The organism is Pseudodesulfovibrio sp. 5S69, from assembly GCF_037094465.1.
Taxonomy (GTDB): Bacteria; Desulfobacterota; Desulfovibrionia; order Desulfovibrionales; family Desulfovibrionaceae; genus Pseudodesulfovibrio; species Pseudodesulfovibrio methanolicus.
Genome location: NZ_CP146609.1, coordinates 779,014 through 793,235 on the forward strand (window position 1 = coordinate 779,014; position 14,222 = coordinate 793,235).

The following is a 14,222-nucleotide window of genomic DNA, read 5'->3' on the forward strand; positions in this document are numbered from 1 at the left end:
GCTTCCAGGGTCAAATTTGATCCGTTTTCCTGCCGGTTTTATAAAAAATCACATTCAGAACCCCTCTTTTCGTTGTTGTTTTTTCGGTAAAACCGATTTTTCGGCCTGTTTTGTCGGCCAGCCGACATACAGGATCGTCCCGATCTGATACCCTGAAATCCACTATCGGCATTACCAATTGTACGGCCGGGGGGTTGCTATTGATCGGACCCGGCGAAAAGGGACAGGAGGTACATTTTGGCTAAGGAACCGAGACCTATTGATGAACTGACCATTTGGGACGACGCGAAGGCCATGCTCAAGAAGGCGCGCGCCGAAGGCATCCAGACCGTGCACGACCGGCTGGACCGGCAGACCCCGCACTGTAAATTCTGCGAGCTGGGGACCACCTGCCGCAATTGCACCATGGGCCCGTGCCGGGTCAGCGAGAAGAACCCGCTGGGCGTATGCGGGGCCGATGCCGACGTCATCGTGGCCCGCAACTTCGGCCGGTTCGTGACCGGCGGCGCGGCCGGCCACTCCGACCACGGCCGCGACCTGATCGAGGTCCTGGAGGCCATCGTCGAGGGCGAGACCAAGGACTACAGGATCACCGACGAGAACAAACTGCGCGCCATCGCCGGGGAGATCGGCATTCAGACCGACGGCCGCCCGGTCATGGACGTGGCCCGCGACGTCATGGAGTGCTTCTTCGCGGACTTCGGCTCGCGCAAGAAGGAGGTCTCCTTCCTGTCGCGCGTGCCCCAGGTGCGCAAGGACAAGTGGGCCGGGCTCAAGATGACCCCGCGCGGCGTGGACCGCGAGATCGCCGAGATGATGCACCGCACACACATGGGCTGCGACAACGACGCGCCCAACACCATGGTCCACGCGGCCCGCACGGCCCTGGCCGACGGCTGGGGCGGCTCCATGATCGGCACCGAACTGTCCGACGTCATTTTCGGCGTGCCCACGCCCAAGATGTCCACGGCCAACCTGGCCGTCATCAAGGCCGACAAGGTCAACCTCCTGGTCCACGGGCACAACCCCGTGGTCTCCGAGATGATCCTGGCCGCCGCCCGCGAACCCGAACTGGTCGCACGGGCCAAGGAGCTCGGCGCCACCGGCATCAACGTGGCCGGGCTGTGCTGCACCGGCAACGAACTGCTTATGCGCCAGGGCATCCCCATGGCGGGCAACCACCTGATGACCGAGCTGGCCATCATCACCGGCGCGGTCGAGGCCATCGTGGTCGACTACCAGTGCATCATGCCCTCGCTGGTCCAGATCTCCGGCTGCTACCACACCAAGTTCATCGACACCGCCAACAAGGCGCGCTTCACCGGTGCGATCCACTTCGACTTCCAGCCCAGGACCGCCATGAAGCAGGCCCGGGAGATCGTGTCCATCGCGGTCGAGGCCTTTGCCCAGCGCGACGCGAGCCGCGTCGACATCCCCGGCGAACCCATCGAGATCATGACCGGCTTCTCCAACGAGGCGGTCACGGCCGCCCTCGGCGGGTCTCTCGACCCCCTGGTCCAGGCCATCGCCGCGGGCGACATCCGGGGCGCGGTCGGCATCGTGGGCTGCAACAACCCCAAGATCAAACAGGACTCCATGAACGTGAAGCTCGCCGAAGAGCTGATCAAGAAGGACATCCTCGTGCTCGTCACCGGCTGCGTGACCACGGCCGCGGGCAAGGCCGGGCTGCTCATGCCCGACGCCATCGAAAAAGCCGGGCCGGGCCTGAAAAAGGTCTGCGGCGCGCTCGGCATCCCGCCGGTCCTGCACTACGGCTCCTGCGTGGACAACGCCCGCATCCTCCAGCTCTGCGCGGCCCTGGCCAACGCCCTGAACGTGGACATCTCGGACCTGCCCGTGGGCGCCTCCTCGCCCGAATGGTATTCGGAAAAGGCCGCCGCCATCGGCCTCTACGCCGTGGCCTCGGGCATATACACCCACCTGGGCCATCCGCCGAACATCCTCGGCTCGGAAACGGTCACCAACCTGGCCGTGTCCGGACTCGAAGACCTGGTCGGCGCGACCTTCTTCATCGAAGGCGACATGGTCAAGGCCGCCGACATGTTCGACGACCGCATCAAGGCCAAACGCAAGGCCCTGGGTCTGAGCGAGTAGGGAATGCCTCCGGCGGCCAGAGGGGAAACTTTTGAAAAGTTTCCCCTCTGGACTCCCCTTCAAAACTTTTTGTATGCGCATCCGCGCGTGCGGAGGGTCGCGGAGGGGAGTGCCGGGGCACCCGGCTCCTCACGTCATCGTCAGTACGGCAGGACACTTCGCCGCTTCCGTTTACCCCTCGCGAAGCGACACAGAAAGTCTGGAAAGGAGAGGGATGGGGGTCCGGGGAAGGGGAGAGGAAACTTTCCCGAAGTTCCCTCTCCTTCCCGCCGCCGGAGGCATCTTCCATGAAAATAGCGTTTGCGGGCAAGGGTGGCGTGGGCAAGACCTCGTTGTGTGCGTGGGTGGCGGACTGGCTGGCCCGCAGCGGGAAGAACGTCTGGCTGGTGGACGCGGACACGGCGTTGTCGTTGGGTCAGGCCTCGGGGCTGGGTGCGGACGCGCTGCCCGAGCCGCTGGTCCGGCGCGGGGACCTGGTGCGCGAGCGCATCCACGAGGGCGGGTTTCTGAATCTCAACCCCGAGGTGGGCGACCTGCCCGAGGAGCTGGCCGTGGACGTGCCGCTCGGCGGCGAGCCGTTGCCGGGCGTGGAGCCGGGGCGCAAGCGGCTGATCGTCATGGGCGCAGTGACCAATGCGGGCGGCGGGTGCGCATGCGACGCCAACGCGTTGTTGAAGGCGCTCTTGGCGCACATCGTCATGGACCGCGACGAGTGGGTCTTGGTGGACCTGGAGGCGGGCGTGGAGCACCTGGGACGTGGCACCGTGGCCCACGTGGACGGGTTGGTGGTGGTCTCGGAGCCGAGCATGCGTTCGCTCATGACCGGGGCCGAGGTCGGACGCATGGCCGCGGACCTGGGGCTGGAAAACCAGGTGCTGGTCCTTAACCGACACGCGGGCGGGGAGCCGCCCCGACTGGACGGCCTGCCTGCATGGCGGCTGTCCGTACCGTCCCTTGAGGGGCTGACCGGGCGTCAGATGACGGACGCATCCGTGCTCGGACTGCCCGAGAGCGAGCTTCTGGACGGACTGGTGCGTACCCTGTTGGACCGGCTTGCCGCCTGCGAGACCGAGGATAGAGGATAGGCTATACTGTAATTTTCGTATCTTCCCGGAGATTTATAATTGCACAACCCCATATTGAGGAACAAGTTTCTGCATAGGGATATGGGCTTGATATGTGATGACGAGTGTCCGGGAGGTGTCCGATGGGTTGGAAGGATTGTAAACTCTGCTTGAAATTCGGTATTGGTTTCGGTTCGGTATTGCTGTTGCTGCTGGTGCTTGGCGGCTGGTCGCTGTTCGGCATCAGCGGCATCGTGAGCAATGCCAAGGAGGTCATTACCGGCAACAAGCTGCGCGGCAACTTCACGCAAAAGGTGGTCGACCACCTCAAATGGTCGGAGAAGGTCAACGAGCTGCTGACCAATCCCGATGTGAACACGCTGAACGTCCAGACCGACCCGCACAAGTGCGCCTTCGGCAAATGGTTTTACAGCGATGCCCGGGCTGCGGCCGAGAAGTTGGTGCCGGGGCTGAAGCCGCTCATGGCCGAGATCGAGAAGTACCATAACACGCTGCACGAATCGGCGGTGGAGATCGGCGAGAAATATGCCCCGGCGGATGTGGCGCTGGGGTCTTTTTTGCGCGACAAGAAGCTCGACCACCTGCGCTGGATGGGCAAGATCAAGGACGCGCTCATCGACCCCGCGAGCACGAGCACCGGGGTGCAGACCGACCCGCACAAGTGCGCCTTCGGCAAGTGGCTCTATTCCGATGCGACGGCCCAACGGATGAAGGACGATCCCAAGTTCGGGGCTCTGGTCCAGAAGATTTTCGAACCGCACCGCTCCCTGCACGAATCCGCCGCCGAGATCGACACCGAACTGGCCGCGGGCGACCGGGCCAAGGCCCAGGAGTGGTACCGGGACATCACCGCGCCGCTGGGCGATGAGACCCTGTCCGCCATCGACGGCGTGCTCAAGCTGAACGATTCCCGGATCAAGGGGTATGAGGCGGCCAAGGCCATCTATTCCGGGGTCACGGTGCCCGCCCTGAACAAGGTTCAGGAACTGCTGAACAAGAGCATGGACCTCATTTCCGCAAATATCATGACCGACGAGGAGATGCTCCAAAAGGCGGCAAGCACCCGCATGGGCGTCATGATCTTCGGCATCGTCTCCGTGCTGGTCGGCGTGTTCCTGGCCTGGATCATCGCCCGCGGCATCGTGGGGCCGCTGCGCAAGGGCATGGATTTCGCCCGGATCGTATCCACCGGCGACCTGACCGCCACGGTGGACCTGGACCAGAAGGACGAGGTCGGCCAGTTGGCCGCCGCCCTGACCTCCATGGCCGATCGGCTGAACAAGGTCGTGGCCGATGTGAACGCGGCCACGGACAGCGTGTCCGCGGGCAGCGAGGAACTGTCCGCCTCGGCCCAGTCCCTGTCCCAGTCCGTGGTGGAGCAGTCCGCGTCCATCGAGCAGATTTCCGCCTCCATGGAGGAGATGAGCGCCGGGGTGCGGACCAACGCCCGCTCCGCCCAGGAGACCGAGGCCATCGCCAGCAAGGCCGCCGAGGGGGCCAAGGAGAGCGGCCAGGCGGTGGAAGAGGCCATGGGCGCGCTCAAGTCCATTGCCGAGCGGATCACCATCATCCAGGAGATCGCCCGCCAGACCAACCTGCTGGCGCTGAACGCGGCCATCGAGGCCGCCCGGGCCGGCGAGCACGGCAAGGGGTTCGCAGTGGTCGCGGCCGAGGTCCGCAAGCTGGCCGAGCGCAGCGGCAAGGCGGCCGAGGAGATCGGCGACCTGTCCTCGGCCTCCATGGGTGTGGCCGACAAGGCGGGCCGGATGCTCGACGAGCTGGTACCGCAGATCGGGCGCACCGCCGAACTGATCCAGGAGATCGCCTCCAGCTCCCTGGAGCAGGAAAAGGGCGTGAACGAGATCGGCACGGCCATCACCCAGCTGGACGACGTGGTCCAGGGCAATGCCTCGGCCTCGGAAGAGATGGCCTCCACCAGCGAGGAGCTGTCCGCCCAGGCCCAGGCCCTGGCCGAGGCCATGACCTTCTTCAAGGTGGCGTCCAACGGCGGCGGCCGGACCACGGTGGTGGCCCGGCGGACGGCCGCCAAGTCCCTGCCTGCCGCGCAGCCCAAGGCCAAGGGCGGCACCGGGGCCAAGGGTTCCGGCCTGGCCCTGGACATGGGCGACGACGAGGATTTCGAAAAGTTCTAGGACTTCGGGCCCGGCTTGGGAGCGCGGGCGGCCGTGCCGGGGGCGCCCGGAGGGCCCGCGCGGACCCTCCGGGCCGAAGCGGCTAGAGGCGGGCCCCCCGGAAGAGCAGCATCTGCATGTTCACGGTCCACAGCCCCCGTTGCAGGTTGTGCCGGTCCGCGAAGACGTCGAACGCCTGCCGGGTGCCGGGGCCGATGGTCCCGTCCTCGGCCATGGAGTAGAGGCCGATGGCCTTGAACCGTTGCTGGATGACCCGCACGTCGGCCGGGTTGGTCAGGTCGAGGCGGGCACGCAGGCTGCGGCCGCGAAGAGCACGGCCGGGAGCCACAGGGCCGCGCCGGGCGAACAGCGGGTACGCGGCCTGGAACATGAAGCCCACGTTCATGGTGATCAGGAAGCTGGACAGGTACAGGACCATGAAGTGGCGCTATAGCCCGGGGCATCGAATTGCGATGGGCAGGCCGTCCGGTCCGGAACCCTCAGGCGCAGCAGGAGCAGCCGGTGTACCGCCCATGCCGCTGCGGCCCGAATCCGGCCCTGATCCACAATCCGTGGGCATCTTGTTTGTCTTGATGCAAGACACTATGTCTTGTCGCCACCTTCCGGCCGGACCGCTGAATTCTACCCCACCGTCACCAAACCTTCCCTGTTATAATTGTACATTGTCGCCGGGATTCTATATAAGGATGTTGGACTCCCGACTGGCAGGTATGAAGAAAAGCGCCGCAACCTCCGAGGAACCCTTGCACACGAAATCCACCTCCCTCTTCTTCAAGACAACGCTCGCGGTCGTCGTTCTGCTCGGGCTGTACCTGGCCAGCCTCCAAAATTACCTCCTCTTCCATACCCTGGTCGAGATGTTCTCCATCGTGGTCGCCTTCGGCATCTTCACCATCGGCTGGAACTCGCGATACTACATCAAGAGCAACTATCTCCTCTTCCTGGCAATCGCCTACCTGTTCATCGCCTTTCTCGACCTCCTGCACACCATGTCCTACAAGGGCATGGGCATCTTCACCGATTATGACTACTACGCCAACCAGGTGTGGATAGCCACGCGCTACATGGAGAGCCTCTCCCTGCTGGTCGCCTTCGTGTTCCTGAGGGAGAGCCGGTCCGTGAACGCGGTCCGCGTCTTCTCGGCCTATTTCGCCATCACCGCCGTGATCGTGGCCGTCATCTTCTGGTGGAAGATATTCCCGGTCTGCTTCGTGGACGGGACCGGGCTGACCCCGTTCAAGAAGATCAGCGAATACATCATCTGCCTGATCCTCGGGGCGGCTGCCTGGCTGCTCTTCCGCATGCGCGACCGGTTCGACCCGGTGGTCCACCGTTGGCTGGTCTGGTCCCTGCTGTTCACCATCCTCTCGGAGCTGGCCTTCACCTTCTACATCAGCAACTACGGTTTCTCGAACCTGCTGGGCCACTACTTCAAGCTCTTTTCCTTCTACTTCATCTACCGGGCACTGGTGGCCACGGGCATCACCGCCCCGCACGCGGTCCTTTTCCGCGCCCTGCAGGACTCGGAGACCAAGTTCCGCGGACTGGTGGAGAGCTCGCGGGACCTCATCTGGGAGGTGGACGAGGGGCTGCGCTACACCTACGTCAGCCCCCTGGCTCCGGCCATCCTCGGCTACGCCTCCGAGGAGATGCTCGGGATGACGCCGTTCGACTTCATGCCCGCCGATCAGGCCGGACCGGCGCGTGAGGCCTTTCGCCGTGCCGCCGGGAACCGGGAGCCGGTGCACCGCGAGAACACCTTCCGGAGCGTCGAGGGGCGAGAGGTGATCATGGAGACGCGCAGCGTGCCCATCCTCAGCGCCGACGGCAGCGTTGCCGGGTACCGGGGGGTGGACCGGGACGTGACCGAACGCAAGCTCCACGAGCTTGAACTCCGGCAGCTCCAGCGGGCCGTGGAGAGCAGTCCCATCGGCATCGTCGTCACCTCCGTCGAGGGGGTCATCGAATACGGCAACCCCGCCTTTTACAGCCGCCAGGAGATCACCGGCGCGGACGCCTTGGGCCGCGGCATCGCCCTGTTTTTGGCCGACGATCCGGAGGCCCCCGTGGCCCGTGAGGTCGGGGAGGCGTTGCGTGTCGGCCGCCTGTGGCAGGGGGACGTGTCCCGCCGCAACGGCCGGGGGGACCGCTTCTGGGAGCACGTCATGGTCGCGCCCGTGACCGACCGGCAGGGCGCGCTGGTCAACTTCGTGGCCACCTTCGAGGACATCACCGACCGCAAGGCCCTGGAAAAACTCAAGGAGGATGTGGAGCAGATCATGCGCCACGATCTCAAGAGCCCGCTCAACGGGATCATCGGCATCCCCCAACTGCTTCTGGACGAAGGGAACCTGTCCGAACAACAGACGACCCTGGTGCGGCTCATCGAGAGCACGGGGTATCGGATTCTGGACATGGTCAACCACTCCCTGGACCTGTTCAAGATGGAGACCGGGGTCTATGAATACACGCCGGCCGACGTGGACGTCGTCGAGGTCGTCCAGACCGTGCTCAACGACCACGCCGGTCCGGCCCGGACCAAGGGAATCCCCCTGGACCTGTCCGTGGAACAGGCGGCCTGCGGCCAGGGATGCCTGATCCGGTCGGACAAGGACCTGTTCTACCATATGCTCAGCAACTTCGTGGCCAACGCGGTGGACGCCTCGCCCGACGGCTATCCGGTCGAGGTGAGCGTCGAAGGGATTCCCTGCCGGGTCATCAGCATCCGCAACAGAGGGGCGGTCCCGGCCGAGATCCGCGATCAGTTCTTCGAGAAGTACAAGACATGGGGCAAGAAGCGCGGCACCGGGCTCGGCACCTATTCCTCCAAGCTCATGGCCGACGTCATGGGCTACGGCCTGCGCCTCGACACCTCGGACGAGGACGACGTCACGATCATCTCCATTCACCTGCCCGGGGCGTGACGGTCCCGCCGACCTTCCCCTTTTTTCCCAGATTGGCCGTGACAAGGCCGCCTACCGGGCCTACCCTGGCGGTAGGGCGTGCCCCGAGGCCGGGGCGCGTCCCGTAGCCGCGACAACAACCCGACAAGGACATATCGGAGGGATCATGGCCAACGCATTTGATACATTCACGTTAAGGGACGTCACCTTGCGCAACCGCATCGTGGTGCCGCCCATGTGCCAATACCAGGCCGTGGACGGGGTACCCAACCTGTGGCACGAGGTCCACTATCCTTCCATGGCCCGAGGCGGAGCCGGACTGGTCATCGTGGAAGCCACGGCGGTCTCGCCCGAGGGACGCATCTCGCCGGGCTGCACCGGTCTGTGGAACGAGGCCCAGGCCGAGGAGATGGCGAAGATCGCGGCGAGCATCAAGCAAGCCGGGGCCGTGCCCGGCATCCAGCTCGGCCACGCGGGCCGCAAGGCGAGCGCCAACGTGCCGTGGGAGGGCGACGACCACATGGCCGAGGACGACCCCAGGGCCTGGGAGACCATCTCCCCGTCGGCCGTGGCCTTCGGCGCCAACCTGCCGCGCGTGCCCAGGGAGATGACCCTTGAGGACATCCGGCGCGTTCAGGCGGACTTTACCGCCGCGGTGCGCCGCGCCCGCGACGCGGGGTTCGAGTGGCTGGAGCTGCATTTCGCCCACGGCTACCTGGGGCAGAGCTTTCTGTCCGTGCACGCCAACAAGCGCACGGACGAATATGGCGGCGATCTGGCCGGACGCGGCCGGTTCCTGCGCGAGACGCTGGCTGCGGCCCGCGAGGTCTGGCCCGAGCGGTTGCCCCTGGCCGCGCGGCTCGGGGTCATCGAGTTCGACGGCAGGGACGAGGAGACGGTCGCGGACGCCGTGAGCCTGGTCGGGGACTTCAAGGCACTCGGCCTGGACCTGCTCGACGCGAGCCTGGGCTTCTCCACCCCGGACGCGAACATCCCCTGGGGCCCTGCCCTGGTCGTGCCCTATGCCGCGCGCATCCGCCGCGAGGTCGGCATCCCGGTGTCCGCGGCCTGGAACGTGGACACTCCGGAGATCATCCGCGACGTCCTGGCGAACGACCAGCTCGACCTGGTCATGCTCGGCCACCGCCATCTGTCCAATCCGCACTTTCCCTACGCCCTGGCCAAGGCCTATGGTATCGAAAACCCCGGCTGGGCCACCCTGCCCGCGTCCTACGCCCATTGGCTGGACCGCTACAAGGCCAGCGACGAGCGTTAGGCTCAAACGCAGGCGACAGGTTGGACGGCGCCCCGGAAGTCAAGGCTTCCGGGGCGTTTTTGCGTTGCGGCCCCGGTGCCGCCGGGTGAGAGAATAGTATGTTCCCGTTGCGTTATAATAATGGATCAGGCCGAATTGTCCGGGTATCGTCTATTCATGTGGCAGTATCTGTAGGGGCCGCCGGCTCCGTGAAAGCCGGTGGAGAGTCCGACAAAACAGCAGGTGAGGATATGCAGTTCAAATCCATCAAGACGAAGATCGTCGTCATGGCCGGAGGATGTCTTCTTACAACCGTCGTGGTGCTTGTCGGCATCCAGATGATTTCGCAGTCGCGGTCGGAACGGTTCGTGGGGGAAAAAGTCAATGCGCTCATCGAGAAGCAGACGCGCCAGAGCCTGACGGCCGTGGCCCAGCGCGAAGCCGGGAACATCAGCCAGAAGCTGAACATCAACCTGGACACCGCACGGACCATCGCCGACTCCTTCAATGCGGTCAGGAAGGCCTCGGGCGCCGGGGCCACCTTCGACCTGCGCACGGCGTTCAACGACATCCTGCTCAAGGTCCTGGAGAACAACCCGGAATTTTTGGGCGCCTACAGCGCCTGGGAACCCAACGCCCTGGACGGCCAGGACTCCCTCCATGCCGGGAACAAGTCCACGGGACACGACGACACGGGGCGGTTCGTTCCCTATTGGAACCGGGACGAGAACGGGCGCATAGCGCGACAGGCCCTGGTCGGGTACGAGGACGCCTCGAAGCACCCCAACGGGGTGACCAAGGGTGGCTGGTACCTGTTCCCCCGCCAGCGGCATAAGGAGAACATTCTCGATCCCTTCCCCTACATCGTTCAGGGCCGCCAGGAATGGCTGACCACCATGTCCGCCCCGATCATGCTCGACGGGAAGTTCCTGGGCGTCGCCGGCACCGACCTGCGGCTCAAGTTCATCCAGCAGCTGAGCGAGGAAGTGGCCAAGTCCCTGTACGGCGGCAAGGCCCGCGTGCAGGTCATCAGCTATCTCGGCATCGTGGTCGCGGACAGCCGGAGTCCCGAGGCGGTGGGCAAGCCGTTCAAGGATATTTACCAGGGCGACTGGAAAACGATCGTGGACAGCATCCAGGGCGGCAAGTCCTATGTCGACATGGATCCGGACAAGGAAAACGTTGACGTCAGCGCCCCGATCCAGCTGGGCCGGACCGGGACGCCCTGGGGCATCCTGATCGAGGTCGACCGCGCCGTGGTCTTTGCCGACGCCCGGCAGCTCGCGGAGTTCATGACCGAGAGTTCCCGCCAGAACATCATCATCGGCGTGAGCGCCGGAGCGGGTATCGTGGTCCTGGCCTGCCTGGTCCTCTGGTTCCTGGCCAACGGCCTGGTCGCCCCGGTGCGCAAGGCCGTGGCGTTTGCCGAGAAGATCGCGGGCGGCGACTTCGTGGACAACCGCATCGACGTCAAGCAGAAGGACGAGATCGGCGCCCTCTCCCGGACCCTGAAGGATATGGCCGATAAGCTCAAGGACGTGGTGGTGGACGTCAAGTCCGCTTCCGGGAGCGTGGCGGACGGAAGCTCCGAACTGTCCTCCTCCTCGCAAGCCGTGTCCGAGGGCGCGACCGAACAGGCCGCCTCCATCGAGGAGATCACCTCGTCCATGGAGGAGATGACCGCGAACATCGCCCAGAATGCCCATAACGCCCAGGAAACGGATACCCTGGCCACCAAGGCGGCGGATGACGCGCGGGTCAGCGGCGAGGCCGTGGAAAAGACCGTGGTGTCCATGCGCAGCATCGCCGAGAAGATCTCCATCGTTGAGGAAATTGCCAGACAGACCAACCTGTTGGCGCTGAACGCAGCGATCGAAGCGGCCCGCGCAGGCGAGCACGGCAAGGGCTTCGCGGTCGTGGCCGCCGAGGTCCGCAAGCTGGCCGAGCGGAGCGGTACGGCCGCCGCCGAGATCAGCGAGCTGTCCTCCAGCAGCGTCGAGGTCGCCGAGCGGGCGGGCGAGATGCTCAAGCTGTTGGTGCCGGATATCGAGAAGACCGCTACCCTGGTCCAGGACATCACTGCGGCCAGCAACGAGCAGAACGCCGGCGCGACCCAGATAAACCAGGCCATCGCCCAGCTCGACTCGGTCATCCAGCAGAATGCCTCTGCGTCCGAGGAAATGGCCTCCACCTGCCAGGAGCTGGCCAGCCAGGGCACGCACCTGCAGGAGGTCATGGCCTTCTTCCACGTGGACGACGGCGGCCTCCGCCGCACCTCCACCACCAAGGTGGTCAAAAGAAAGCCTGCCGCCATTCCCCAGAGCAAGCCCGCCCCGGCCAAGTCCCAGGGGTTGGCCCTCGAAATGGACATGGACGACCAGAACGACTTCGAACGCTTCTAGACGATTCGAACAACTATAACAGAGGGGCGGGACCGCAAGGTCCCGTCCTTTTTTTTGAAATCCGCCGCCAGCCGCATGCCGGGGGCCCAGCCGTCCCAAGAAAAAGGATTTGCAGCCGCAACTGCAAGTCCTCGTGAATGCACGGCGCGTCATAGGGAAGGATGCCGCTGACCTGTTCATCTTTCGTCAGGCAGTCTCCCTGCCAGCCACAACGGCAGTACTGCCGGCGCGGACTTGGGCGTGCATCCCGACCAGGGTACCCTCCGGCTGACAGTCGGTCCGAAAGGGCTGCGGGGTGAGCACGAATATAAGGAAGGGGATACAGTTTCAAGATGGCAGTCGTGCCGGGAAGGGGGAGCCGGGAGGAGGGTGTACGGAAGGGAAGGGCGAAGCCTTGGAAATGGCCGTAGTAGCCCGCTCATGGGCTGGCCGAGCTATCACGGCGGGAAACAGGGAATGCGAGCGGTTGGCCGTCCTTGCGCGGTACCCCGTAAGTTCCGCTTGACGTGGAGAATATTGTAGGACAAAGATTGTAGGACAATATTGACCGTTTCGACCTGTACCCCGTGGAAGCGGGCTGATTGCACAGCCGGAATGGATCGCGGCAACACGGACCATTTGGAATCGAGATGGAAACAAGCGACAAGATCATTCCCCTTAGACATTACGGGCGCTGGGTTTCGGGCGCAGTCCTGGTCGCCCTCCTTTGCCTCATCATCAATGCATTCATTGTCGGCCAGATAGACTGGCCTGTGGTGGGTAAGTTCTTTTTCTCGCCCGCACTCATGCGAGGCTTGGGGAATACCATCCTCATCACGGTCTGTTCCATGGCGGTGGGCCTGATTCTGGGCGTTGTCTTTGCCGTGATGCGGCTGTCGAAAAATCCCGTTACACGCTGGTTTTCCGGCCTGTATATCTGGCTCTTCCGCGGCACCCCCGTGTATTTGCAGCTACTTATCTGGTTCAATCTGGCGCTTATCTTTCCTGTCGTTAACCTGGGCTTCGCAGAGTACAGGATGGTGGACGTCATGACGCCATTCGTTGCCGCGCTCTTCGGCCTCGGCCTCAACGAGGGCGCGTATATGACCGAAATCGTCCGCAGCGGCATTCTCTCCGTGGACAAAGGGCAGGTCGACGCCGCAACGACCTTGGGGATGACCCGTCTGACAGCCATGCGGCGCATTGTCTTGCCCCAGGCAATGCGGGTCATCGTCCCTCCCGTGGGGAATGAATTCATAGGCCTCCTGAAGACCTCCTCCATGGCGAGCGCCATTGCCTTTACCGAGCTCTTGCATCGGGCCCAGCTTATCTACTTCGTCAATGCCAAGGTCATGGAATTGCTCATCGTCGCCACAGGCTGGTACCTGATCGTCGTGACGTTGCTGAGCTTTTGCCAGGTGGGAATCGAGCGTCGGTTCAATCGTGGACACACGTTCACCGCCCGGCGGAGCCTGCTCGCCGTCTTCAAGTCGAATCTTCTTTGTCGAAAGCAACAGGGGAGCGCCTAGCCATGCCTCGAACCGAACCGATGCTTCGGGCGTTGAACGTCCATAAGTCTTTTGGTGAACACGAGATTCTCAAAGGAATTAATCTCGAAGTGAACAAAGGCGAGGTTTTGTGCCTGCTGGGGCCTTCCGGCTCCGGCAAGAGCACGTTTCTTCGTTGCATCAATCATTTGGAAAGCATTGATGCCGGCCGGATTTATGTTGGCGGCGAGCTTGTGGGCATGAACGAGCGAAATGGCAGACTGTACGAGCAGAATGAAAGCGGGCTCTGCAAGATGCGCATGAAAATCGGAATGGTTTTCCAGAATTTCAATCTCTTCCCGCACATGACGGCATTGGAAAACGTCATGGAAGGACCTGTCACCGTGTTGAAGAAAGAACCGGAAACGGTCAAGGCCCGCGCCTACGACCTGTTGGCCAAGGTGGGGCTCCGCGACTGGGCCGACCGGTTCCCCAAACAACTTTCGGGCGGTCAGCAGCAACGCGTCGCCATCGCCCGTTCCCTGGCCATGGAGCCGGAACTCATGTTGTTCGACGAACCCACGAGTGCCTTGGATCCTGAACTGGTGGGGGATGTCCTCAAGGTCATGCGCGACCTTGCCGAAAGCGGCATGACCATGGTTGTGGTCACCCACGAGATGGAATTTGCCAAGAATGTGGCTCACAAAGTGGTCTTCATGGACGAGGGCAACGTGTTGGAAGAGGGAACCCCGACTGATATCTTCGAGAACCCCCGGCATGATCGCACAAGGGCTTTTTTGGGTTCCATCGATTGATCCCAGAGTGCTTCGACAAGAAAAGTAT

General features: G+C 63.6%; 9 protein-coding genes. 8 read left to right on the forward strand and 1 reads right to left on the reverse strand.

Translation table 11 applies throughout. The features are described from left to right. Positions 1 to 237: 237 nt before the first annotated feature. The 3 genes from cooS to V8V93_RS03700 all read left to right on the forward strand — a co-directional run bounded on the left by cooS (position 238) and on the right by V8V93_RS03700 (position 5,353). Complete coding sequence (cooS, locus tag V8V93_RS03690) at positions 238 to 2,115, forward strand: anaerobic carbon-monoxide dehydrogenase catalytic subunit (protein WP_338669025.1); 1,878 nt, start codon at positions 238 to 240, stop codon at positions 2,113 to 2,115. Positions 2,116 to 2,402: 287 nt separating this feature from the next. Further along, complete coding sequence (locus tag V8V93_RS03695) at positions 2,403 to 3,200, forward strand: ArsA-related P-loop ATPase (RefSeq protein WP_338669026.1); 798 nt, start codon at positions 2,403 to 2,405, stop codon at positions 3,198 to 3,200. 149 nt (positions 3,201 to 3,349) lie between these two features. Next, the gene (locus V8V93_RS03700) at positions 3,350 to 5,353 is read left to right on the forward strand and encodes a methyl-accepting chemotaxis protein (RefSeq protein WP_338669027.1); all 2,004 of its coding nucleotides are present in this window, start codon (positions 3,350 to 3,352) and stop codon (positions 5,351 to 5,353) included. 82 nt (positions 5,354 to 5,435) lie between these two features. Here V8V93_RS03700 and V8V93_RS03705 read toward each other — a convergent pair whose 3' ends face one another. Further along, a complete protein-coding gene (locus V8V93_RS03705; RefSeq protein ID WP_338669028.1) occupies positions 5,436 to 5,771 on the reverse strand; it encodes a peptidoglycan-binding domain-containing protein in 336 nt (111 codons plus the stop codon). 325 nt (positions 5,772 to 6,096) lie between these two features. Here V8V93_RS03705 and V8V93_RS03710 point away from each other — a divergent pair, with 325 nt between their 5' ends. The 5 genes from V8V93_RS03710 (at position 6,097) to V8V93_RS03730 (ending at position 14,194) form a co-directional block, all read left to right on the forward strand. After that, positions 6,097 to 8,277 (forward strand): MASE3 domain-containing protein, encoded by a 2,181-nt coding sequence (locus tag V8V93_RS03710; protein WP_338669029.1) that lies wholly within the window; start codon positions 6,097 to 6,099, stop codon positions 8,275 to 8,277. A 145-nt stretch (positions 8,278 to 8,422) separates the two neighbouring features. Beyond that, positions 8,423 to 9,532 carry an NADH:flavin oxidoreductase/NADH oxidase gene (locus tag V8V93_RS03715; protein ID WP_338669030.1) on the forward strand — a complete coding sequence of 370 codons (1,110 nt, stop codon included), beginning with the start codon at positions 8,423 to 8,425 and terminating at the stop codon, positions 9,530 to 9,532. Between the two features lie 230 nt (positions 9,533 to 9,762). Then, on the forward strand, positions 9,763 to 11,913 hold the full coding sequence (locus V8V93_RS03720) for a methyl-accepting chemotaxis protein (RefSeq protein ID WP_338669031.1): 2,151 nt from the start codon (positions 9,763 to 9,765) through the stop codon (positions 11,911 to 11,913). Positions 11,914 to 12,542: 629 nt separating this feature from the next. Next, entirely contained in the window at positions 12,543 to 13,421 is an 879-nt protein-coding gene (locus V8V93_RS03725) for an amino acid ABC transporter permease (RefSeq protein WP_338669032.1), read from the forward strand. Positions 13,422 to 13,423: 2 nt separating this feature from the next. After that, complete coding sequence (locus tag V8V93_RS03730) at positions 13,424 to 14,194, forward strand: amino acid ABC transporter ATP-binding protein (RefSeq protein ID WP_338669033.1); 771 nt, start codon at positions 13,424 to 13,426, stop codon at positions 14,192 to 14,194. The last annotated feature ends 28 nt before the right edge of the window (positions 14,195 to 14,222 follow it).